This window comes from Hymenobacter sublimis (genome assembly GCF_023101345.1).
In the GTDB taxonomy this organism is placed as follows: Bacteria; Bacteroidota; Bacteroidia; order Cytophagales; family Hymenobacteraceae; genus Hymenobacter; species Hymenobacter sublimis.
This window is the reverse complement of record NZ_CP095848.1, coordinates 3,369,643-3,392,658: the sequence shown is the minus strand read 5'-3', so window position 1 is coordinate 3,392,658 and position 23,016 is coordinate 3,369,643. Positions and strand designations below refer to the sequence as shown.

General features: G+C 57.0%; 17 protein-coding genes. 9 read left to right on the top strand and 8 right to left on the bottom strand.

Going from position 1 to position 23,016, the window contains the following annotated elements:
- Positions 1 to 48: 48 nt before the first annotated feature.
- Positions 49 to 2,247, bottom strand: coding sequence for a DNA helicase RecQ (gene recQ / locus MWH26_RS14090; protein ID WP_247974791.1), 2,199 nt, complete (start codon positions 2,245 to 2,247; stop codon positions 49 to 51).
- A 174-nt stretch (positions 2,248 to 2,421) separates the two neighbouring features.
- Here recQ and MWH26_RS14085 point away from each other — a divergent pair, with 174 nt between their 5' ends.
- Complete coding sequence (locus tag MWH26_RS14085) at positions 2,422 to 3,399, top strand: KpsF/GutQ family sugar-phosphate isomerase (RefSeq protein ID WP_375374019.1); 978 nt, start codon at positions 2,422 to 2,424, stop codon at positions 3,397 to 3,399.
- Between the two features lie 257 nt (positions 3,400 to 3,656).
- Positions 3,657 to 4,784 carry a mannose-1-phosphate guanylyltransferase gene (locus tag MWH26_RS14080; RefSeq protein WP_244697238.1) on the top strand — a complete coding sequence of 376 codons (1,128 nt, stop codon included), beginning with the start codon at positions 3,657 to 3,659 and terminating at the stop codon, positions 4,782 to 4,784.
- 95 nt (positions 4,785 to 4,879) lie between these two features.
- On the opposite strand, the gene rlmB is transcribed toward MWH26_RS14080, so the two are convergent.
- The 5 genes from rlmB to MWH26_RS14055 form a co-directional block, all read right to left on the bottom strand.
- On the bottom strand, positions 4,880 to 5,842 hold the full coding sequence (rlmB, locus tag MWH26_RS14075) for a 23S rRNA (guanosine(2251)-2'-O)-methyltransferase RlmB (protein WP_244697237.1): 963 nt from the start codon (positions 5,840 to 5,842) through the stop codon (positions 4,880 to 4,882).
- Positions 5,806 to 7,020, bottom strand: a complete 1,215-nt coding sequence (locus tag MWH26_RS14070; RefSeq protein ID WP_247974789.1) for a GWxTD domain-containing protein — start codon at positions 7,018 to 7,020, stop codon at positions 5,806 to 5,808. The genes rlmB and MWH26_RS14070 overlap by 37 nt, the downstream gene beginning before the upstream one ends.
- A 102-nt stretch (positions 7,021 to 7,122) precedes the next feature.
- Positions 7,123 to 10,113, bottom strand: coding sequence for a glycosyltransferase family 117 protein (locus tag MWH26_RS14065; RefSeq protein WP_247974788.1), 2,991 nt, complete (start codon positions 10,111 to 10,113; stop codon positions 7,123 to 7,125).
- Positions 10,114 to 10,332: 219 nt separating this feature from the next.
- Positions 10,333 to 10,773 carry a T9SS type A sorting domain-containing protein gene (locus MWH26_RS14060; protein WP_247974787.1) on the bottom strand — a complete coding sequence of 147 codons (441 nt, stop codon included), beginning with the start codon at positions 10,771 to 10,773 and terminating at the stop codon, positions 10,333 to 10,335.
- A 353-nt stretch (positions 10,774 to 11,126) separates the two neighbouring features.
- On the bottom strand, positions 11,127 to 11,888 hold the full coding sequence (locus MWH26_RS14055; protein WP_247974786.1) for a biotin--[acetyl-CoA-carboxylase] ligase: 762 nt from the start codon (positions 11,886 to 11,888) through the stop codon (positions 11,127 to 11,129).
- Positions 11,889 to 11,930: 42 nt separating this feature from the next.
- Between MWH26_RS14055 and rsfS the strand changes: the two genes are divergently transcribed.
- Both rsfS and ftsH read left to right on the top strand, forming a co-directional pair.
- Positions 11,931 to 12,326 (top strand): ribosome silencing factor, encoded by a 396-nt coding sequence (gene rsfS, locus MWH26_RS14050; RefSeq protein WP_247974785.1) that lies wholly within the window; start codon positions 11,931 to 11,933, stop codon positions 12,324 to 12,326.
- Positions 12,327 to 12,425: 99 nt separating this feature from the next.
- Positions 12,426 to 14,543 (top strand): ATP-dependent zinc metalloprotease FtsH, encoded by a 2,118-nt coding sequence (ftsH, locus tag MWH26_RS14045; protein ID WP_244697233.1) that lies wholly within the window; start codon positions 12,426 to 12,428, stop codon positions 14,541 to 14,543.
- Positions 14,544 to 14,622: 79 nt separating this feature from the next.
- Here ftsH and MWH26_RS14040 read toward each other — a convergent pair whose 3' ends face one another.
- Complete coding sequence (locus tag MWH26_RS14040; RefSeq protein ID WP_244697232.1) at positions 14,623 to 14,823, bottom strand: hypothetical protein; 201 nt, start codon at positions 14,821 to 14,823, stop codon at positions 14,623 to 14,625.
- 278 nt (positions 14,824 to 15,101) lie between these two features.
- Between MWH26_RS14040 and MWH26_RS14035 the strand changes: the two genes are divergently transcribed.
- The 5 genes from MWH26_RS14035 to MWH26_RS14015 all read left to right on the top strand — a co-directional run bounded on the left by MWH26_RS14035 (position 15,102) and on the right by MWH26_RS14015 (position 21,620).
- Positions 15,102 to 15,764 carry a LutC/YkgG family protein gene (locus MWH26_RS14035; protein ID WP_244697231.1) on the top strand — a complete coding sequence of 221 codons (663 nt, stop codon included), beginning with the start codon at positions 15,102 to 15,104 and terminating at the stop codon, positions 15,762 to 15,764.
- Positions 15,739 to 16,533: a UDP-2,3-diacylglucosamine diphosphatase gene (locus MWH26_RS14030; RefSeq protein WP_247974784.1), complete on the top strand. Its 795-nt coding sequence runs from the start codon at positions 15,739 to 15,741 to the stop codon at positions 16,531 to 16,533. The genes MWH26_RS14035 and MWH26_RS14030 overlap by 26 nt, the downstream gene beginning before the upstream one ends.
- A 55-nt stretch (positions 16,534 to 16,588) precedes the next feature.
- On the top strand, positions 16,589 to 17,449 hold the full coding sequence (locus MWH26_RS14025) for a hypothetical protein (RefSeq protein WP_247974783.1): 861 nt from the start codon (positions 16,589 to 16,591) through the stop codon (positions 17,447 to 17,449).
- 193 nt (positions 17,450 to 17,642) lie between these two features.
- Positions 17,643 to 18,806, top strand: a complete 1,164-nt coding sequence (locus MWH26_RS14020) for a zinc-dependent alcohol dehydrogenase (protein WP_247974782.1) — start codon at positions 17,643 to 17,645, stop codon at positions 18,804 to 18,806.
- Positions 18,807 to 18,992: 186 nt separating this feature from the next.
- Complete coding sequence (locus MWH26_RS14015; protein WP_247974781.1) at positions 18,993 to 21,620, top strand: S8 family serine peptidase; 2,628 nt, start codon at positions 18,993 to 18,995, stop codon at positions 21,618 to 21,620.
- 384 nt (positions 21,621 to 22,004) lie between these two features.
- On the opposite strand, the gene MWH26_RS14010 is transcribed toward MWH26_RS14015, so the two are convergent.
- Complete coding sequence (locus MWH26_RS14010) at positions 22,005 to 22,808, bottom strand: M57 family metalloprotease (protein ID WP_247974780.1); 804 nt, start codon at positions 22,806 to 22,808, stop codon at positions 22,005 to 22,007.
- Positions 22,809 to 23,016: the final 208 nt, after the last annotated feature.

Below are 23,016 nucleotides of genomic sequence, written 5' to 3'. Positions count from 1 at the left end.
TAAATCAACTCCAACACAAAATCCGACAAATCCGTCTGAATCCGTTGTTTAGTTGGCTACCTCACTCAGGAATTTGATGCGCATTAGGCGCAAGTCCTCTTCAGTGTAGTCGTCGGTGCCGAGTTCCTTGAGGGCTGCGGCAATGTTATCGGTTTGGGCCGTCATGAAGTAGTCATAAATCTCCTCCTGCCGCTCCTCATCCAGCACTCCGTCAATGTAGTAGTCGAGGTTGAGCTTGGTGCCGGCGTAGCAGATGTGCTCAATTTCCTCCATCAGCTCCCGCATGTCGATGCCCTTAGAGGAAGCAATTTCCTCCAAATCCATCTTCTTGTCGATTTGTTGAATGATGTAAATCTTAATTTTTGACTTATTGACGGCTGATTTGACCACCACGTCGGCGGCCGTTACAATGTCATTCTCGTCCACATACTTTTGGATCAAGGCCAGGAAGGGCGCACCAAACTTCTGCGCCTTGCCCTGGCCTACCCCCGACACGTGGGCCAGGTCATCCATTTTGGTGGGGAAGGTCGTCGCCATTTCCTTCAGACTCGGGTCCTGAAATAGCACGTAGGGGGGCAGATTCTTCTGCTGGGCCACTTTCTTACGCAGGGCCTTCAGCATGTCAAACAGGGCCTCATCATGACCGGCGGCCTGCTGAACTTCTTCTTGTTCCTGTTCCTCTTTCACCTCTTCCTCGTAGTTATGGTCCTTGGTGAGCTTGATTGAATGCGGATTTTCAATGAAGTCAATACCCTTGGCCGTAATCTTGACCACGCCAAAGTTTTCGATGTCCTTTTCCAAGTAACCACTGAGCAAGGTCTGGCGCAAGAGTGAGTGCCAGAATTGAGCGTCGTGGTCTTTGCCCTGCCCGTAGATGGGTAGTTTGTCGTGGCCGTAGCTTTCCACGTGCGGGTTGTTCATGCCCATGAGCACGGTGCCAATGTGGTCGAGGCCAAACCGTTCGTCGGTTTGCACTACCGCTTTCAGGGCCATGCACACTTCCTCCTTGGCCTCAAACCGCTCTTTAGGGTGCTTGCAGTTGTCGCAGAAGCCGCAGTCCTTCTCGAAATGCTCGCCGAAGTAGTGCAGTAACTGCTTACGCCGGCACACCGCCGAGTCGGCATAATTGGCCATTTCCTGCAAGAGCAGCTTGGAGTTGTCGCGCTCCGTGACGGGCTTGTCCTTGTTGAACTTCTCCAGCTTCACAATGTCGTCGTAGCTGTAGAACATCAGGCAGTCGCCCTCCAGACCGTCGCGGCCACCGCGGCCGGTTTCCTGGTAGTAGCCTTCAATGCTCTTGGGCGTGTCGTAGTGAATCACGAAGCGCACGTCGGGCTTGTCGATGCCCATACCGAAGGCAATGGTGGCCACAATTACGTCGCAGTCTTCGTTCAGGAAGGCATCTTGGTTGGCCATGCGCACGTGCGGGTCGAGGCCGGCGTGGTAGGGGAGGGCGCGCACGTCGTTGACTTTCAGCAACTCAGCAATTTCCTCTACCTTCTTGCGACTCAGGCAGTACACAATACCGGCCTGGCCCTTGCGCAGCTTCACGTACTGAATCAGCTGCTTTTTGGTGTTGTGCTTGGGCCGCACCTCATAGTAGAGGTTGGTGCGGTTAAAGGACGTTTTAAAAACCGAGGCATCATCCATCTGCAGGTTCTTCTGGATGTCCTGCTGCACTTTGGGGGTAGCCGTGGCCGTGAGGGCAATGATGGGCACCTGCACGCCCAGCCCATCAATAATGCTGCGAATTTTGCGGTACTCGGGCCGGAAGTCGTGGCCCCACTCCGAAATACAGTGGGCCTCATCAATGGCTACAAAGCTGATGGTGGCCTTGTTGAGAAACTCAATAGTTTCGTCCTTGGTCAGGCTTTCGGGTGCCACGTACAGCAGCTTCACTTCGCCGCTAATCACGTCCTTCTTGACCTTGTTCATCTCCGACTTCGACAAGGTCGAGTTCAGGAACTGGGCATTCACCCCGAAAGCATTCAGCTGGTCCACCTGATTTTTCATCAGGGCAATAAGCGGCGAAATGACGATGGCCGTGCCCGGCAACACCAGCGCGGGAAGCTGATAGCACAGGCTTTTGCCGGCGCCAGTAGGCATGATGACGAACGTGTTATTGCCCGCAATAACGTTCTGAATGATGTCTTCCTGTACGCCCCGGAACTGACCGTACCCGAAAACTTCCTTTAACTTGCCTTTCAAATCAGCCTCTTGCTGCACTTGTTGTTTCACGGCTGGCATGGACATCCTCACTTACTCAATTGGGGTGGTAGATTGGATAAACAACACAACGTGTTGCTTACTCAATCTAAGGATTTTATGGTATTCGGTGCTAAGCGAAGGAGGTAAAGAATTGGGGCCAACCCCAAAGTCACCGGCACTGTTCAGCTCCCGATACGCAATATCAAATTTAGATTGAAACCGCAGAACGAACTCAACTTACTTGCAAAAAAAGTGCTTCAGCAAGAAGCGGAAGCAATTCAGGGAGTTGCCGATGCCTTAGCCCGTACTCCCGATTTTGCACAATGCGTAGAAGCCATTCTCTCTTTGCGGGGAAGGGTAGTGGTAACCGGCATTGGCAAGAGCGCCCACATTGCGGCCAAAATGGTGGCTACCTTCAACTCCACGGGTACGCCCGCCCTGTTCATGCACGCCGCCGATGCCATCCACGGCGACCTGGGCATGATTCAGGCCGAGGACTTTGTTATTGCCATCAGCAAGAGCGGTGATACGCCCGAAATCAAGGTGTTAGTGCCCCTACTTAAGCGCAAGGGAGTGACGCTGGCGGCCCTGGTCAGCAACGCTGAGTCCTACCTCGCTGTGCAGGCCGACTACGTTCTGCACGCTCCTGTGGAGCGCGAAGCTTGCCCGCACAACCTGGCCCCAACTACCAGCACTACCGCCGCCCTGGCCCTAGGCGATGCGCTGGCTGTGTGCCTACTGGAGTGCCGCGACTTCAGCCGGCAGGATTTTGCCCGCCTGCACCCCGGTGGTACGCTGGGCAAACAGCTTTACCTAAAAGTTGGTGACCTAAGCCGGCAAAATCAGCAGCCGCGGGTGGTAGACACGGCTCCACTCAAAGAAATCATTCTGGAAATTTCGGGTAAGCGCCTGGGCGCTACGGCCGTACTGGACAGTGGTAATGCCCTAATTGGCATCATTACCGACGGCGACCTGCGCCGGATGCTGACCACGTTTGAAGGCCGGCTGGAAGCCGTCCGGGCCCGCGACATTCTAACGCCTGCCCCCGTGACAATTGACGTGGACGATTTCGCCGCGGAAGCTCTCACGCGCATGCAGGACCGCAACATCACCCAGCTGGTAGTGACTGAGCATGGGCACTTCGCGGGCTTTATTCATTTGCATGATTTGCTGCGGGAAGGATTGGTATAGTAGCTCGTTCAGTATGAGTACTTAGCTGCTTCAGCTACAAGTACTGGATGTAGTTGAAGGTTAATGAGTATAATTAAATAATTTACAAGAATTATTATATATAACAAATATTCCGTTATCATTGCCCAAAGTCATAGTAGAGAATAAGCTGCTTATTGGTACATTTTACGCTTCTCGTAACCAGCTTACGTTTCTCGGTTTGGGCTTTTAGTCAGCTTACATCTTCTTGCTAAACACGGGCTTCACGTCCGGCTTCGATGGAACAGCATACGTATCTCGTTGTGATGGCTGGCGGCATTGGCAGCCGCTTCTGGCCCTTTAGCCGCACGCATCATCCCAAACAGTTTCATGATGTGCTGGGGCTCGGGCGCTCCATGCTTCAGCTCACTGTCGACCGGTTCCGGGGCATCTGCCCGCCCAGCAACGTATTCGTCGTCACGAACCGTGATTATACCGAGTTGGTCCAGCAGCACCTGCCGGAGCTTCCGGCCGATCAAATTTTGGGCGAGCCTATTGGGCGGAATACAGCGCCTTGCATTGCCTACGCCAGCTACCGCATAGCCCAGCGCGACCCGGAGGCCATCATTGTGGTAACGCCGGCTGACCATGCCGTCATGCACGAGGAAAACTTCCGGGCGGCCATTCGCACGGCTCTCGACGGGGCCCGCACCCACAACGTGCTCATTACCCTCGGCATCCAGCCCTCCCGCCCCGATACCGGCTACGGCTACATCCAGTTCATCGACGAGCCAGTGCAGCCCCAGCACGTGCAAACCGCTCCTGGGCACGAGGATGGTGTTTTCCCGCAGGAGCTACGGAAGGTGAAAACCTTTACCGAGAAACCTAATCTGGAGCTAGCCAAGATGTTCGTGGCCAGCGGAGACTTCCTGTGGAACTCCGGCTTGTTCGTGTGGCGCGCTGATGCCATAATTCAAGCTTTCCACCAGTACCTAAGCGACATTGCCGAGGTGTTCGATGAGGGTTGGAACGAGCTAGGAACTCCTGAGGAGGAAAACTTTATTTCCCGGGCTTATACCCGCTGCCGCAACATCAGCATCGACTACGGGGTGATGGAAAAGGCCGATAACGTATACGTGCTGCCCGCTGACTTCGGGTGGAGCGACCTAGGCACCTGGGACTCCCTGCACCGCATGGGCCACCACGATGCCGACGAAAACGTGGTAGACGGCAACGCCCTACTCTACGATACGAGCGAGTGCGTTATTAAAACACCACCCGAGCGCCTCGTGGTAGTACAAGGCCTGGAAGGCTACATTGTAGCCGAGTACGACAACGTGCTGCTCATTTGCAAGCGCACTGAGGAGCAGCGCGTAAAAGAATTTGTCGCCGACGTGAAGTCCAAAAAGGGCGTAGGCTATAATTAAACATTAGGAATCGGAAGCTAAAAATCGAACCGGCTGTCATCCTTTCTGTATCAGGATGATAGCCGGTTCGATTTTTTTATCTTAGCAACAGCTTTCTACTTCTTCACTAAGCGTTGGCGTAGCACTTCGTAGAGCATAATGCCGCTAGCTACCGATACGTTGAGTGAGCTAATTTGCCCGGCCATCGGGATGCGGAGCTTGTGGTCGGCGAGGCGCAAGTATTCGGGGCTGATGCCGTCTTCCTCGCTACCCATCAGCACGGCTAAAGGACCCGTCAGGTCCACGGTTTCGGCTTCCAGGCTGGCGTCTGACTTCTCGGTACAAGCCACCACTTGCACCCCCGATTCGCGCAGGAAAGTCAGGGTGTCTTTCAGATTGGGCTCCCGGCACACCGGAATCAGGTTCAGGGCACCGGCCGAGGTTTTTAGCGCGTCGCCGTTTACTTGGGCGGCGCCGCGGCTGGGTACCACAATGGCGTGTACGCCCATACACTCGGCGTTGCGAGCAATAGAGCCGAAGTTGCGCACATCCGTAATGCGGTCCAGCACCAGCAGAAGCGGGGTTTTGCCCTCCTCGTACAAGCCCGCCAGAATGCTGTCTAGGGGCATGTACTCAATCGGCGACACGTAAGCAACAGCGCCCTGGTGGTTTTTGCGGGTAATGCCGTCGAGCTTCTCCACGGGCACCATCGACACCGGAATGTTGGCCGTTTTGGCCAGGGCCGTAATGTCCTGGGTCATGGAGTTTTTCGTGCCACGCAGCAGGAAAATCTTGTCCAGGGTGCGGCCGGCGTTCAGGGCTTCCAGGATGGGCCGTAGCCCGAAAATCATGTCGATGCTGCGGTCCTGGGCTGGGCGGTGGGGGTAGCGTGGCTTGTCTGAGCGGCTACCTTCAAAACGGCCACCTTCGGCCCGGCTTCCCTCGAACCGTCCTTCCTCAGAGCGGCCTTCTTGCTCGCGCGGAGCTGGCCGCCGGTTAGGAACGGGGCGGTTTTCAGAATCAAAAAATTGGCGGCGCTCAGTTAGCGGCCGGGGCGGGCGGTTCGTCCTTTTCTCCATTGCTCCACGGCGGCATACCAGAGTTGTTCGTACTCGGGGCGGCGCACCAGTTCGTAGTTATCGGGGGCAAAGGTACTGGGTTTAGCGCGGAACACGAAGGTTCCGCCCAATCCCTGGTCGGCGCGGTAAAGCCACCGTTCTTCGCCTGCCTCGCGGTACACGGTTTCCGGCGGGCCCAGCACTAAGTATAGCATCCCTCGGTCGGAAAGCCAGCCGGCTTTATGGGCGGAAAAAAGTTGGTTGGCTTCCTGCACGCGGCCGTAATAGGTGCGAATCAGCTGGCGGGCAATGGTTTGGTTATTGCCGGCCACCGTAAGCCAGAATTGGTCCACGGCTTTTTTGGGGTCAGGGGCATCAAACAGCTTTTTACGCTCAGCTGAAGTTGTCAGGTAGAGTAGGGGCGCAATCAATTCATCGGCCGACGTTAGGGCTGGAAAGGTATTATCTTCCACTAGCAGCCCACTGCGCGGCTCCTGCTCGCTAACCCGCAGCAAATACAGTCCCGCTTGAAACCGGAGCAAGCTGCCTGCCTGGTAGCGCACCGAGTCTTGGGCGCTGAGCTTGCGCGGTTGGGCAGGCTGGGCGCCGGGTCCGGCCATGGGCGGAGCGGCGGCTAGGGAGCTGAGCGGGTAGCGGTAAGCCTGCACGTTCAGGTCGGGGCCGTAGGAATCAATCATGAACGGTTCCCCGGCGCGTACATAGTGACGCAGCAACGGCTGCCCCACGGAATCAGTCAGAATAAAGGACCGGGACAAATGCTCCGGCGTCAGGCGGAGCCAGGCGGCTTCGCCCGAAGCAGCTTCGTCGGCGGGGCCCGTCGCCAGGCTAAGCACCTGGCCCACGCGCAGGCGGTTCAGAGGTAGGCAGAAATCCAGGGTAGCCGTTTCGCCTTCCCGGCGTAGGCGGCGCGCAACATGACGAACGGTATCTTGCCACAGCACCCGTTTGGCGTCGTAATCAGCCCATAGGGCAACATGCAGCGGAAAGCCGCGCCGGATCTGGGCAGCGCTGGGAAAACGGAGGTAGAGCCGCACACTGTCGCCTTCCCGCCGGGTATCTATCACAATGCGTCGGTCAGGCCGGTACTGGGCGGCAAAATCCCGGCGCGGTGCGGCTGCCAACGGCAGGCTGCTCCCCAGGCTTAGCAGCGTGAATAACAGGTAGTAAAACGGTTTCACGAGTGGGAGCAGATAAAGAGTAGGAGGACAAGGTAGGCTTTCTAACGACAGAAGCCGACCCCATTGCTGGAGCCGGCTTCTGAGCGGCAAAAACTGTGCAGCTTAGCGCTGGTAGTACTGCTGGAGCAAGCCAATGGCCTTGGTAGCCCGTTGCTGGTCGCCAATCTGCTCGGCGGCGCGGCCGATGCTGTTCAAGGACATTAGGTAGGTCTGGAACTCCTGATCAAAGAGGGCGCTGTTATGGGTACTGTAGTAAGCCAGGGCCCGCTCGGCGCGGCCAGTCATGGTATCCATGATTTCGTTGGCGCGGTCTTTTTCGCCCACGGCCACCAGAGCCGGAATAAACTGCGGCACGTAGTAATCATAAGGAATAGCCTTGTCGGGCATCACCTCGAAAGCCTTGTCGAGCACTTGCTTGGCGCGGGCTTTGTCGCCCTGAGCCAACAAGCTGTTCGCTAGGCGCGAGAACTTGTCGCGGTAGTTAGCTGGGAAGCGCAGGTTGTTCTCGTCGTAGAAGATATTCGGGTTGTTCAGGCCCCGGAAGGCGAATTTCTTCATCAGGTTGTCATACATCAGTTCCGTGGCCACGTAACCTTCGTCGCTACCACCTTTGGGGTCGTAATTCGGGTCTTTGGCGGGCAGGATGCGGTAGGCCATGCCATCGAGCTGGAAGTAGGGTTGCAAGCCCATGAAGTCGCGCGAGTCTACGGTGCTGGAGAAGTACACCGGACGCTGCCAGTTGTTGGTGGCCAGAATGTCCAGAATTACGAGGCTCTTCTTCTCAATGGCGCTCTTGCCTACTTCCCACTCCATGCGCGGCACCAATTGGTCAAGACGGTCGGCGGGAATAATGCCCATTTTAGCCACGGCGGCCGTGTCAATGGGCAGGTAGAACTTGCGGGAAGGGAAGGAAAGCAAGGACTTCGAGCCGTCGCCGTAGCTCACTTGTAGCAGGGGGCTGTTCTGTCCTACCAACTGCATAAACTGGCGCACGTCAATCTCCTTAACCGAAGGATTCTCGGCGTAGGGGAGGTAGTCGTTGGTGCCCTGCTTGTAGTTAGCATTCTCCATCGAGATGGGCAGCGGCTGCGACTTATACGAGCGGCGCTTCATCTGGTCGATGTACCAGTCGGTGTTCAGGTAGCTCAGTACGGCCACGCGCACGTCAGTGCGTACGCCTTCCACCTCCTGGGCGTACCAGAGCGGGAAGGTGTCGTTGTCGCCGTTGGTGAAGACAATGGCGTTGGGCGCCAGGGAGTTCAGCAGGTTCTTGGCCGAATCAACGGAGTTGTAGCGGTCTGAACGGTCGTGGTCGTCCCAGCCCTGGACCACCATAATGCCCGGTACTAACAGGCCCAGCAGCGTCACCACGCCCGCCCGCGCTGTTTCCGACTTCACGGCTTTTTCCAGCAGCTCAGCCAAAGCCAGCACGCCCAAGCCAATCCAGATGGCGAAGGCGAATGTGGCGCCGGCAAAGGTGTAGTCCCGCTCGCGGGGCTCAATGGGCGGCTGATTTAGGTACACTACAATAGCCAGGCCCGTCAGCAGGAACAGCAACCCTACTACCAGGGCATTGCGTCCGTCGCGACGCACTTGGAAGAACAAGCCTAGCAACCCCAGAATCAGGGGCAAAGCAAAGAAAGCGTTGCGAGCTGGGCTGTCGGCAATGCGCTCCGGCAGGCCCGCGCCGGTGGGGCTACCCCACAAAATGCCTGACTGCTGAATGTCGCCCTCGCGGCCCACGTAGTTCCACATGAAGTAACGCCAGAACATATGGCCCATCTGGTACTTGAACAGGAACGACAAGTTCTGGCCCATGGTGGGCTTCACGCCATCCTGAATGTCAACCCACTTTTTGTAGTTGTAGAGGTGAAGTGGATCAGAGCTATACAGGCGCGGGAGCAGCATTTTCTCGCCGGGCGCGTACTGCAGTTCCGGACGGTACTCGGCCACCACATACTTGTCGCCCTGGCGCACGTAGCGCGGCGCACCGTCTTCCTGAGCAATGGGCTGAGCGTTAAACTGAGGACCATACAGCAGGGGCCGGTCGCCGTACTGCTCGCGCTTCAGGTAACTCACGAAGGAAAGCACATCCTCCGGGGCGTTTTCGTTGATGGTAGGGTGGTAGGAGCTGCGGATGGGAACAATCAGGTAGCTGGAGTAGCCAATCAGAATGAACACGAAGCTCAGCATCACGGTGTTCAGCAGGCGGCTGCGGCGCCGGAACGACTGCCGGAAGCCAAACCAGATTAGCCCCACGAACAGCAGCAGAAAAATCACCAGGCCCGAGTTGAAGGGTAGGCCGAAAGAATTGATGAAGAATACTTCAAATGCGCCGGCCAGAGTAGGTAGGCCCGGAATGATACCGGCCAGAATCAGGCCCACAATTACGCTGCTCACTACCAGCGTAATAATGCCGCCCTTGGTGGTAGGGTTTTGGGTACGACGGTAGTAGTAGATAAAGCCTAGGGCCGGAATAGCCAGCAGGTTCAGCAAGTGCACGCCTATGCTCAGACCAATCACGTAGGCAATCAGCACGAGCCACCGGTCCGAATCAGCCTCATCGGCGCGGTTTTCCCACTTCAGCATCAACCACACCACGGCTGCCGTGCACAACGACGACATGGCGTACACCTCAGCTTCTACAGCATTAAACCAGAACGAATCGGAAAAGGCATAGGCCAGGGCTCCCACGGCGCCTGCTCCCAGAATCAGTAGGGTTTGGCCGAAGGTAGGCTCTAGGTTCCGGTCGTCGTGCATGCCGGGGCGGTGCAGCACCAGCTTCTTGGCCAGCATGGTGATAATCCAGAATAGGAAAAGCACCGTGAACGAGGAACTCAGGGCCGAGAGCGTGTTTACCAGTACCGATACCTTCGTGACGTCGCCGAAGGAAAGCAGGGAAAACAAGCGGCCCAGCAAGAGAAAGGTAGGGGCTCCGGGCGGGTGGGGCACCAGCAGCTTGTAGGAGCAAGCAATAAATTCGCCGCAGTCCCAGAAGGAAGCCGTGGGCTCCAGGGTGAGCAGGTAGGTAACAGTAGCAATGGCAAATACCAGCCATCCCACTAGGTTATTCAGGCTTTTGTAACTCCGCATACGAAATAAAGTGAGGCTGACCACGGCCAGCCCGCTGCTGAACGACGGGTTTTTAAGGTCCGGAAAGGAAATCAGTGAAAGATCAAAAGTAGAGAATAAGTAGCGAGAGGCGGTAGGCAGGTTGCGTATCCGGGCTAGTTTCTACTCCGGTAATTACCCGGGTACAAAAAAAGCAGCCTGGGAGCAGGCTGCTTTTGCTGTAAGACTTTCGAGGAAGTCCTAGTTCTGTAGCATAAGGCGTTTGGTTGAAACCACCTTATCGTTCTGCACCAAGCTGTAAAAATACATACCCGGGGGCAGGTCCGAAAGGTTCAAATTCATACCGCCATCAGCCGCTTCCGGCCGTAACCCTACGCTACGCACTTCCCGTCCAATAACGTTGCTCAACCGCAGCTTATAATCAGCCCACGGCAGTTTTTGGCCCACGGAAATAGTAATCAGGCCCCGCGACGGGTTTGGATAAACGGAAAGTGCGGGTGTAAGCGTACGGGCCGCCGCTGAAGTAAGTGCTGCGCTCGGGCTTACTTGTTGCCAAGAGGTAGCAGCTCGCGCCGGAAGCTGGCGCGCCGTAGCGGCTTTCAGCCGGACAGTGGCCGCCAGCAAAGGCAGTTGCCACAGCAACAGCAGCAATACAGGGAAAAAGCGCGTAGTAAGTTTCATGGCATTCAGGCGACGTCTGGGGCGCACAAAGTAAGTGTGCGAAGGAATTAAATAAGTAGGGGCATCCTCAACGGGACAAAGCGGCAGGCAGTGCAGCTGCCACCTGGAATGACAACTACCGTGCCTTGTTGCCAGGGTAGGTTTGCCAGCCAGATGTCTGGTTAGAGGAAGAAGTTGCATGCAGGTTTAAGTAAACTTACGACACGCGGAAGTAAATAGTTGAGGGTGAAGGTAGTAAAATTTCAAACGATAAAGGCGAAATCCTCCTAGCTAGACGTTTTGGCTTAACCGCTGACAACCTGTTAAACGGATATACTGGAGCGGGTGACAGCCAGAAATATTCTATTTCTACCTCATATATAGCGAATTTCTTTTAAATCAAAATAATACAGTTGGCCGTTGCTGGCAAGGGCTAGGCGACCGGCTTCATCAACCCCCATAATCTGGCCCTTTATTCGGCGGCCGCTCACCTCATACTCGTGCTCCTCCTGAAACTGGTACAGCACCCGCAGGTACTCCGTGCGAAGCGCCCCTACCCGCCCTGCTCGTAACTGCAAATACCGGCGCTCCAGGCTTTCCAGCAATCGGGCGGCCAGCGTGGGCAGTTCATAGGCCCGCCCGGTCAGGCACGTCAAGGAGGTAGCGGTTGCTACGTCAAACTCCCGCTGGTTAATATTTAATCCAATTCCGACGATACTATGCTGAATCTTCGGGCCGCTTAGTGTGTTCTCAATCAGAATGCCTCCTAGCTTTTGCTGGCCGAAGAAAATGTCGTTCGGCCATTTCACCCGCAAGGCTGGATCAGCGCCGAGCAGGACCGTCAGCCAATCATGCACCGCCAGGGCCACGGCTTGGCTTAGCAAAAACTGATCGGCGGCGGGCAAGAAACTAGGGTGCCACACTACCGAAAGCGTCAGGTTTTCGCCCGGTGCGGCCTCCCATTGGTTGCCTCGTTGGCCCCGCCCGGCGGTCTGTTTGTCGGTAATGACGCAACAGCCGTCCGTGGCCCGGTTTTGGACAGCTAACTGGTGTGCCTCGGTGTTCGTCGAGGGGCATTCGGGCAACCAGACAAGCTGTTGGCCCGTGAAGAGCGTTTGGGGGGATATAGCCTCCACGTGTTTTTCGTACTTTGTGACGTTCAAACCTAACAATACCCCATGAAAAGTACCCTGGTTCGGCAGGATTCGGACAAGTTGGCAGATGTAGTAGTGCGCGGCATGCAAGAGAAGAAAGCAGCCGATATCGTGGTGCTCAATCTTAAAGACCTCAAAAATGCCGTAGCCGATTATTTTATAATCTGCTCGGCTTCTTCAGATACGCAAATTGACGCTATTGCCCGCTCAGTAGAAGAGGAGGTAGAAAAGCTCACTGGTCAGAACCCTTGGCAAACCGAAGGGCGCATGAACCGGGAGTGGGTCCTGCTCGACTACGTGGATGTAGTAGTGCACGTCTTCCTGCGTGACCGGCGCCAGTTCTACGGCTTGGAAGAGCTGTGGGGCGACGCGCAAATCACGTATGTGGAGGAAGAGGAAACTCCGGCGGTGATAAGGTAAAACTCACCCCACGGCGTCTTGCAAAATACTGGCGGATGCGCCAACAATCATTCAAGTGGCGTGTTGCGCCTTTGTTTCTTGTCTTAGCAACCTCAATTCATGTCTGATACGACGCCAAAAAAGAAAAAACCTATGCTGCCCAATCCCGCGCCACGGCCCGGGATGCAGCTCTGGGTGCTGACGGGCTTGGTGGTGCTCATCCTCGGGATGGTGTACCTCTCGCGCAGCAACCCCGTGATTGAAATTACGCAGAAGCGCTTTGAGCAAATGCTTTCGGCCGGCGACGTGCGCGACGTAACCCTCGTGAACGACAAGCAGGTTGAGGTTACGCTCACCTCCGACGCTACCAAGAAGCCTCCGTATGATGCCGAGCTGAAGCGCCGTGGTCCGCTTTCCATGGAGCAAGGTGCTCAGTACGGCTTCCGGGTGGTTGATGGCAAAACCTTTAAGACGGACCTAGACAGGGTGCAGTCTACTTTGCCTGCTGACCGCCAGGTTGGTCTTAAGGTAGTGGACCGCACGGGCTACAGTGAGTACGTTACTACCTGGGGCTTCATGATTGTGCTGTTCGTGGGCTTCTGGTTCCTGATGCGCCGCATGAGCGGAGCTGGGGGGCCGGGTGGTCAAATCTTCAATATCGGCAAGTCTCGCGCGGCGCTTTTTGAAGGTGGCGACAAGGTGAAGATTACCTTCAAGGACGTAGCCGGTCTGGAAGAAGCCAAAGAGGAAGTGCAGGAAATTGTGGAGTTCCTTAAGAACCCCTCGAAGTTCACCATCCTCGGTGGTAAAATCCCGAAAGGCGCCTTACTAGTAGGTCCTCCCGGCACCGGTAAAACCCTGCTGGCGAAAGCAGTAGCAGGCGAAGCTGACGTGCCGTTCTTCTCCCTGTCGGGCTCCGACTTTGTGGAAATGTTCGTGGGGGTGGGCGCCGCCCGGGTGCGTGACCTGTTCAAGCAGGCCAAAGCCAAGGCCCCGTGCATCATCTTCATCGACGAAATTGACGCCATTGGCCGCAGCCGCTCCCGCGGTAACGTGCCCGGCGGCAACGATGAACGGGAAAACACGCTGAACTCCCTGCTGGTAGAAATGGACGGTTTCGGTACCGACTCCGGGGTTATTATCCTGGCCGCTACCAACCGCCCCGATACCCTGGATTCGGCCCTGCTGCGTCCGGGGCGCTTCGACCGCCAGATCAGCATCGACAAGCCAGACATTAACGGCCGCACCCAAATTTTCAACGTACACCTGAAGCCGTTGACCTTGGGGCCCGATGTGGAAGCCAAGAAGCTGGCCGCTCAGACGCCTGGTTTTGCCGGCGCTGAAATTGCCAACGTCTGCAACGAAGCCGCCCTTATTGCCGCCCGCCGCGACAAAAAGATGGTGACCATGCAGGACTTCACCGACGCCGTAGACCGTGTCATCGGTGGTCTGGAGAAGAAAAACAAAATCATCAGCCCCGGTGAGAAGAAAGTAGTTGCCTACCATGAAGCTGGCCACGCTATTGCGGGCTGGTTTCTGGAGCACGCTGATCCGCTGGTGAAAGTTAGCATTGTGCCTCGGGGGGTAGCAGCGCTGGGCTACGCGCAGTATCTGCCGCGGGAGCAGTTCCTCTACAACACCGAGCAGCTCATGGACGAAATGTGCATGACCCTGGGTGGCCGCGCCGCCGAGGAGCTAGTGTTCGGCAAGATTTCGACCGGTGCCCTTTCCGACTTGGAGCGCATCACGAAAACGGCCTACAGCATCGTGACCATGTATGGCATGAACGCCAAGCTGGGCAACGTTTCGTTCTACGACTCAAAAGGTCAGAATGAGTATGGCTTCACCAAGCCGTATTCGGAGGCTACCTCGCAGATGATTGACGAGGAAGTACGGACCATTATCGAGCAGGCTTATATCCGTACCAAGGAGCTGCTGACGGAGCGTCGGCACGAACTGGAGGTAATTGCCAAGGAACTGCTTGAAAAAGAGATTCTACTGCAAGATGACTTGGTGCGCCTCGTGGGTCCTCGTCCCTTCGATAGCCAGACGACGTACCAAGCGCACATGGCCGGTACCGACCGGAGCGAAACGCTCAGCGAGCGGAAGCAGGAGCACCCAGGTGTTCCGCTCGGCAACGACCTCCCAGACCTGAATCTGCCCGGTATGGACAAGGACCAAAACGGCACTACTGGCACTGCCACCGAACCTAGTGGTAGCGCAGTAACGCCGCTCTAATCTAGCCCCTGGCACTCACAGAAAAGCCCCCTTACCGCTACGGTAAGGGGGCTTTTCTATGAGTAAGAAAGTTGACTTGCTACTTATATTTTGGTTGGCGTTCCTGCAGATAAACTCGGAAAGCCGGTAAGGCTTTGGCCTTCTCAAAACCATGCCGGGCAATGGCTGTCCGTACGGCGGGTAGTAACTCGGCTAGCCACGCCTCAAAATCGGCGGTGGTAGCGTTGTAGCTTTCCGGAGAGGAGGTAGTTGCGGCAAGAGGAGTAGGCCTATCGTTCATGTACAGTTCGTTTTAAAACGGTATTTGCCAAAAGAGTGCCAGCTAATCACTGCCTAGGATTTGTACAAATTGACTTCTTCTACATAGTTCTGATCAAGTATAATAAAGCCCGTTTATAGTCACTATTTGCCTATAAGGTGTTCAAGTACAGCCCAAAATTTTACGGGGTAGTTCAATTATTGCCTCAGTATCGGGTCGGAAATAGGTAAGGGTAGGGCCAGGCTTCTTAAAATCATGCCGCCGTAGAACGCAAACCGAATCCTTGTACCTTTACTTTCATGGCGGATACTTCTCGTGATATTATCCTGCGGCGCATTCGGGAGTCCTTGCGGCAGCCGGCGGAGCAGCCGGCGCGCCCCGACTTTGCGGCGCCTCTGCACCCCCGGCCCACGTCGGATGATGACCTGGCGGTGGCGTTTGCGCAGAGCTTTGTGCGGGTAGGGGGCGTGTTCTACTATTGCGAGTCGGTGGAGCAGTTCTACGATGCGCTTTTCGCCTATAAGCGGGAAAAGAATCTGGAACACCTTTACGTATGGGAACCCGAGCTGAAAAAGCTGCTGCACGAGGGCAATATTGTTTTTCAGGGTGATGAAGCGGACTTTCGGACCAACGCCGACGCTGGGCTTACGAGCTGCGAGGCCCTAGTAGCCCGCACGGGTAGTGTAATGGTAGCCGCCGGCACGGCTAGCGGCCGCCGCCTCAGCATCTACCCCGATCAGCACCTGGTGGTAGCGCGCACCTCCCAGGTGGTAGCCGACATTGGCGACGCCCTGAAGCTGATGCAGCAGAAGTACGGGCCCGACAAGCTGCCCTCCATGATTTCCCTGACCACTGGGCCAAGCCGCACGGCCGATATTGAAAAAACGCTGGTGCTCGGCGCCCACGGCCCGCGCAGCATCGTCTTGTTTTTACTGGATGACGCGCCCGCCGCAACTACCTGACCTCGCGCTGCCCCCGGGCCGCCGCGTGTATTTTGCTTCTGATTTTCACTTGGGTGCCCCCGATGCTGCCCGCTCCCTGGAGCGGGAACGGCGCATTGTGCGCTGGCTGGATATGGCCGCCCAGGATGCGGCAGCCATCTACCTGCTAGGCGACATCTTCGACTTTTGGTTTGAGTACCGCCATGCTATTCCCCGGGGGTTTATTCGGTTGCAGGGCAAGCTAGCCGAACTGACCGATGCCGGCCTACCCGTGACATTTTTTACCGGCAACCACGATATGTGGATGTTCGATTACTTCACCAAGGAGTTAAATATTCCTGTCCTGCGCAATCCGGTAAGTCAGCGCATCGGGGGGCACACGTTTCACATCGGCCACGGCGACGGGCTGGGCCCCGGCGACCATACTTATAAGGTATTGAAGCGCGTATTTGCCTCGCCGGTAGCTCAGTGGTTGTTTGCCCGGCTGCACCCTAATTTAGGTATCGGCATTGCTAACCGCTGGAGCCAGCACAGCCGCCTGCAAAACGGCGCCGCTGATGAGCAGTACTTCGGGGAGGAAGAATGGCTGCTGACCTACTGCCGACAAGTACAGCAGCAGTTTCCGCACGAGTACTACGTATTCGGGCACCGCCACTTACCGCTGGATGTAGCAGTTGCCCCTGGTAGCCGTTACGTTAACCTAGGAGAATGGGTCAATTATTGCTCCTACGGCGTTTATGATGGCAACCAGCTGGTGTTGCAGCACTTTGAGCAAGGGAAACAAAGCTAAGAGTATAGCGCCTGGGAATATGAAATGGACTGCTGCCTGTTCCTTAGTTCTAGGGTTGACGCTTACCACTTTGGTTGGTGCACTGGCGCAGACTACGGCGCCCGCAGCGGGCTCTGTGGCACCTGCCGCGCAAGCCGCGCCCGTAGTAACCGTTCCGGCCAATACGAAAGCTGCCGGTAGTACCTGGCAACTGGTGCGCACTATTGCTCTGGCCCAGCCCGGACCGGCTTCCCTGGACCGTCGTGGTAACCTCTACGTGACGGATTCCCAGAATAATCTGCGCCAGTACGGGCCCGATGGGCAGGCCCTCAACACGTATTCGCCCCCGTTGCCGGGGCATACGGCTCAGGTAGAAGCCTGGAACACGGCCAAAGTTCTGGTGTTCTACGATGACCGCCAACAGGCAGTGCTACTCGACCGATTTCTAACGCCGATTGGGGAAGTGCGCTGGCCGGACTATCTCGACGGGCAGGTGCGGGCGGCTACCTTGGCTCCCGACGACCGGTACTGGCTGCTCAACGAGTCGGACCTAACGCTGCGCCAGTTTGATGCGGCCCAGAAACGGTTCACCATCACTACCCCGCTCGACCTGCTTATTGGTCGTACCCGCCCCGATTTCCGGTTTCTGCGCGAGTACCAGAACAACCTCTACCTTGTAGACCGCACCAGTGGCATCTATGTCTTTGATAACCTGGGTAACTACCGCAAGAAGCTCCCGCTTTTGGGGCTGAGCTACGTTGGTTTTCGGGCCGACGAGCTGTACTACCTGGCTCCTGATGGCCTCCGATTTTTCCACCTGTATACCCTCGCCGAGCGGGCGGTACCCTTGCCCGTAGCGGGCGCCCAGCAGGTGGTTGTCAGTGACCAATATGCCTACGTGGTAAGTGCTGCCGGCATTCAGGTGTATAAAATATAGGCCCTTGCTGAGGGCAGGAAGCTGCGCAACAGCAGCTGACGGCTTGTGAATCAGGAAATAGCCGAGCTTAAGGAGGGCCTGAGGAGGTAGCACGGCCGGGTGGTCGTAACTCGTACTGGGTGCGTGGCGTTATGCTAACAGGCTGACTTTGAGTCAGTGCCTGTTCTGTTTCACTCCACCATACTATTCAGTTATGAAGGCACTCGTGTATCACGGAATGAGAGACGTGCGCGTCGATACCGTTGACGACCCGGAAATTGAAGATGCGCGCGACGCAATTATCCGCGTGACGAGCACGGCCATCTGCGGCTCCGACCTGCACATTTACAACGGCAGCATTCCGCAGCCTCGGCCCATGGTACTTGGTCACGAGTTTATGGGCATTGTGGAAGAGGTAGGCAAAGGCGTGAAAGGCAAGCTCAAGGTCGGCGACCGGGTAGTGGTGCCGTTTCCTGTTGCCTGCGGCACCTGCTATTTCTGCAACCATCAACTGCCCGGCCACTGCGAAAACTCCAACCCTGACCACTACGGCCCTGAAGGCGGGTTGCTGACCGAAAAAGGCGGGGCGCTGTTTGGCTACACCGATATTTACGGCGGCTACAATGGCGGCCAGGCCGAGTACGTGCGCGTACCCTACGCCGACTTCGGCCCCCGAGTAATTCCGGATAGCCTCACCGACGAGCAGGCCCTATTCCTGACGGACATCTTCCCAACGGGTTATTCCGGCATTGATTGGGGTGAAGTAAAAGGCGGCGAAATTGTGGCCATTTTTGGGGCCGGACCCGTGGGTATTATGGCCGCGAAATCGGCGTGGCTGCGCGGGGCGGCCCGGGTAGTGGTGGTTGATACCCTGCAGTACCGGCTCGACAAGGCCCAGCACGCCACAAACTGCGAGGTTATCCGCTGGGAAGATGCTAAGTCAGTAGTGGAGCAGATCCGGGAGCTAAGTGGCGGGCGTGGTGCTGACGTGTGCGTGGAGTGCGTGGGCTTCGAGCCTGACCGAGATTTGCTGGACCGGGCCAAGGCCGTTATCAACCTGGAAAAGGGCTCCGATAAAGTGCTGCTGGCTTGCATGAGTGCGGTTCGCCGGGGCGGCATCGTGTCGGTGCTGGGCGTGTACAGCTCCCCCTTCGATAACTTCCCTATTCATCAGTTCTTTGACAAGGGCATTACCCTGCGGGGCGGGCAGGCACCCGCTCAAAAGCACATTGATAAGCTGCTGCAGTATGTAATTGAGGGCAAAGTGGTGCTGGATGACATCATCACGCACCGGCTGCCCTTGGCCGAAGCCGCCCACGGCTACGACATTTTCCGCAATAAGAAAGACAACTGCGTGAAGGTGGTGCTAAAGCCCTAACCGGCGCTCTTTCTTACCTATTCTTGCCTAGTACAAAAAAGGGCCGGCTACTTGCCGGCCCTTTTTTGCGTCGGCTTGGCTTGGCAGACGGCGCTCTGTAATCCGGGCTATTTTCTACTTACATTTGAAAGAGACGACTTCGGTCGTTGCCGATCCTGTTTTGCCTTTTCACAACCAATTCCAGCTATGTCTGCTGCTTCTTTCTGCCGTGCCTATCTTCGTTTCGTGTTGGTAGCCGGCAGTGTGGCTAGTAGCCTGGTAGGTAGGGCCCAAACGCTGCCGGTGCGCACCAGCAGCCGGGTAGCTCCGGGCCTGGAAGCCAACCGCGCCGGGCGAGCCTTGCGCGTAAGCGTTACCAACCCGGCGGCTTTTCAGCAGTGGCTAACCCAGCACCAACCGCGGGCTGTGGCAACGGCCGAGCCTCGGCACGCCGGGCTCTGGCAGGTGCGCGGCGTTACGCCCGCTGAGCTAACGCAGTGCCCTTGGGTGAGCTTCGTGGAGGTAGCCGACCGCCGGGCCCAACCCGAGCGCCAACTCAACACCGCTGACCTTGCCGCGAATAAAGTTACCACGGTGCATGCGCGCTACCCCGCCTTAGCGGGCCAAGGTCTGACAGTATCGGTCAAGGAAAGTCCGCTGGACATCAATGATATTGACTTTAAAGGCCGCCTGGTTAACCCCGATCCGCAGGCCCAGCTGCTGAACTCGCACGCCACCATCATGGCTACGCTTATTGCCGGGGGCGGCAACTCCGCCGTGACCGGTAAGGGGGCCGCCTGGCAGGCCCGCATTGCGCAGTCGAGCTACGATAACTTACTTCCTGACAATACCACCACGCTTGCCAGCCAGGGCGTATCGGTGCAAAACCATTCCTACGGGGTAGCCGTCGAAAACTTCTACGGCCTCGAGGCTCGCGCCTACGACCAGCAGGTACGCCAGCGGCCCGAGCTGCTGCACGTATTCTCCGCTGGCAATTCGGGTAACCAGCCCGCGCCCGCTGGGTCTTACGCCGGCTTGGCGGGGGTAGCCAACCTCACGGGACAGTTCAAAAATTCCAAAAACACGCTGAGCGTGGGCGCGACAGATGCGCTGGGCCAAGTAGTACCCCTCAGCTCCCGCGGCCCTGCCGCCGACGGCCGCCTCAAGCCGGAGCTAGTAGCTTTTGGCGACGGCGGCACGTCCGACGCGGCGGCTTTGGTGTCGGGTATCAGCCTGCTGGTGCAGCAGGCTTACCGCGACCAGCAGAGCAAGCTGCCCGCGTCGGCGCTGGTGAAAGCGGCCTTGCTAAATGCCGCCGATGATGCTGGCCGACCCAACGTGGATTTTGTGGCTGGCTACGGGCAGGCTGATGCGCTGGGCGCCGTGCAAACCATTCTGGAGCGCCGCTTTGCGGAAGGTTCGGCTACGCAAAGCCAGGAGCAGATTTTTACGATTACCGTTCCAGCCGGAACGCATCGGCTAAAGGCCACGCTAGTTTGGAATGACCCCGAGGCGGCCGCCAATGCTACTACTACGCTCGTTAATGACCTCGACTTGACCCTGGCCCGGCCGACTACGGGGCAGCGCTGGCTGCCCTGGACGCTCAGTTCCTTTGCTCATCTGGACTCGTTGGCCCTACCCGCGCGGCGGCAAGCCAATCACCGCGACAATGCCGAGCAGATTACCCTGGACCTACCAACAGCCGGCACCTACGAATTGCGGGTGCGCGGCTACAACATAGCGCAGGGGCCGCAGGCCTTCAGCTTGGCCTACGAGTTTGAGTCGGGTCTAACGTGGGTACATCCCACGCGGGCCCGCAATCTGCGGGCTGCAGAATCGGTGTTGCTGCGCTGGCAGTGGGCGGGGCCAGCTACGGCGGCCCGCCTGGAGTACCGCCCGGTGGGGCAACCTACCTGGACTATTCTGGCGCCCTCCGTAAACTTAGCCCAGCAAACGTTTCGCTGGACAACGCCCGAAACAACGGAGCCAGCTCAGTTGCGCCTCCTAACCGGCGCAGGTACCGTGGAGTCGGATACGTTTTTCGTGGCCCGGCCGCTGGCCTTGCAGGTTGGCTACAACTGCCCCGATGAAACCCTGCTGACCTGGGCGCGGGTGCCGGGCGCTACCCGCTACCAAGTGTACCAGTTAGGCGCCACTCACCTGCAGCCCTTCCGTTTAGTGGCGGATACCGCTGTGGTACTTACCGCAGCAGAAGCGGCTACCCGCCACTTTGCCGTGGCTCCCGTCATACAGGGGCGGGTAGGGGAGCGGGGCAGCACCACGGATGTAACGCAGGTAGCGCACGGCTGCTACGTGCGCTCCTTTCTACCCCGGCAATTGGTCACGGATACTGTGCGGCTTGATTTAACCCTGGGCACTACTTACCGGCTGCAGGCAGTGGTGTTGGAGCGCCGCCTAGCGGACGGCTCCTTTCAGGCAGTCCAGACGATTACCCCGGTGCGCCGCACCAGCCTAGTGCTAACCGACCCCAGTGCCCTGGCTGGCCGGGCTCAGTACCGGGCTCGTCTGGTGCTTACTACGGGGCAGCTGCTGTACAGTGCCATCGAGGAAGTGTTTTTTGTGCCCTCAGCCTCCGATGTGCTGGTGTACCCGGTGCCGGTGGTGGCGGGCGAACCGCTCACCTTAGTCGGGCCCCGAGACCAGGCCCTGCACATCCGCATATTCGACCTGACGGGCCGTTTGCGGCTGGAGCGCACCACGGATGGGGGCACTATTCAGGCACAGGATACCCATGCGCTGGGGAAAGGTACCTACTTACTCCGCATCAGCGTTGCGGGCAGCCGCGAGGTAACCCGGCGTATTGTGGTGCTGTAGCAAAATCCCTAAACCGTCCTGTCCGTCACCTAAGTATTCTGCTGGACTTGCGGATGCTAGTTTCGCCGTGCTCGGTAGTGAGACAGTCCAGCTATATAAAGGAGAAGCTTCCCTAACGTGTGCGGCCTGCCGTGAGGGAATTGCGTGTGAAAAGGTGCCGCTTTGTAGGTGACTATGCTTCTCGGTAAGGGCTCTGCAGATTGACGCGGCCAAGCAACTACCAGCAGGGGTAAATAAATTGATGACGACGGGTAGCCTCAGTCGTGCGTCATGCATAAGCTAATAGGCAGGATGCAATGGTCAGCCGTCAAACTCTATTACAACAAAAGCCCTGGCTCGGATGAGCCAGGGCTTTTGTTTGCTTACTGCGTACTACCCGAAAGGCTAGTAAACGTAGTTCAGAGCAGTTACGTCGTTGGCATTGAAGGGGCGGTTAGCGCCGCTGCCAATGCAAGCCAGCATCCAGGAGTTAGGATCTGGGCTGGTGGGCGTGCCGGGGATGTGGATGGCGCCAACGGTGCTAGCACCTTCGTTCACGGCCGAACCACCGCAGCTGTACTGACGGCCCATGTAGTCCGTGTGACGGAAACCGATGCAGTGACCTACTTCGTGAGCCAGAATGGTGGCAATGTACGTGGAGGCATTGGCCGTGCCAATAGCACCAACGTTAACCGAAACCGAGCCGTAAGGGTTGCCGCCCGAAGGGAAGCCAGCCGAAGCCAGGTAGCTAGAACCCGAAGGAGCCGCGTTCATAACGATGTTGCCACCCGAGGTAACGCGGGAGAAACGGAGGCTCAGGTTTTGAGCATTGTAACGACGGATCAGCTCGTCGGTGGCCGTGATGTAGGCCGAAGGCAGGCTGGTCGAAACGCGGATAGTAATGGTGCGGGGCAGACCACCTACCAGGTTGGTGGTGCGGTACTGCTCATCCTGGCCTACGCGCATCATCTTGTAGTCAGGCGTGCTGGACAGCATTTCGTCGGTCAGCATGATGTCGCCTTCCACGATTACACCACCGGCTACTTTCTGAGCACCAGCCGTAGAGAAACCAAGCGTTTTGATCTGGTTAACAGTCGTCTCCGATACCTCATTTTTTACTTCAACATTGGCTTTTTCCTGACAAGAGGAAAGCGACAAGCTGGTAGCAGCCAACAGGGCGAGGGGGGCGAGTACTTTTAGTGTCTTCATGTGTTTTGGTTGTGGTTAGGTAAAAGAACGCTGTAAACATAGGCTTTCGTTATCGATATTTCAAAACTAAGGCTCTGTAATTGTCAAAATTATATACAAACAAATAGCGCGTTATCAAACTTGCAATCTTTCTACAGTTGAGCAGAAAATAGGATTTATCCCAATTATGAATTTTTGATGAAAATTGATTTTTAATGGTACGAAGCGA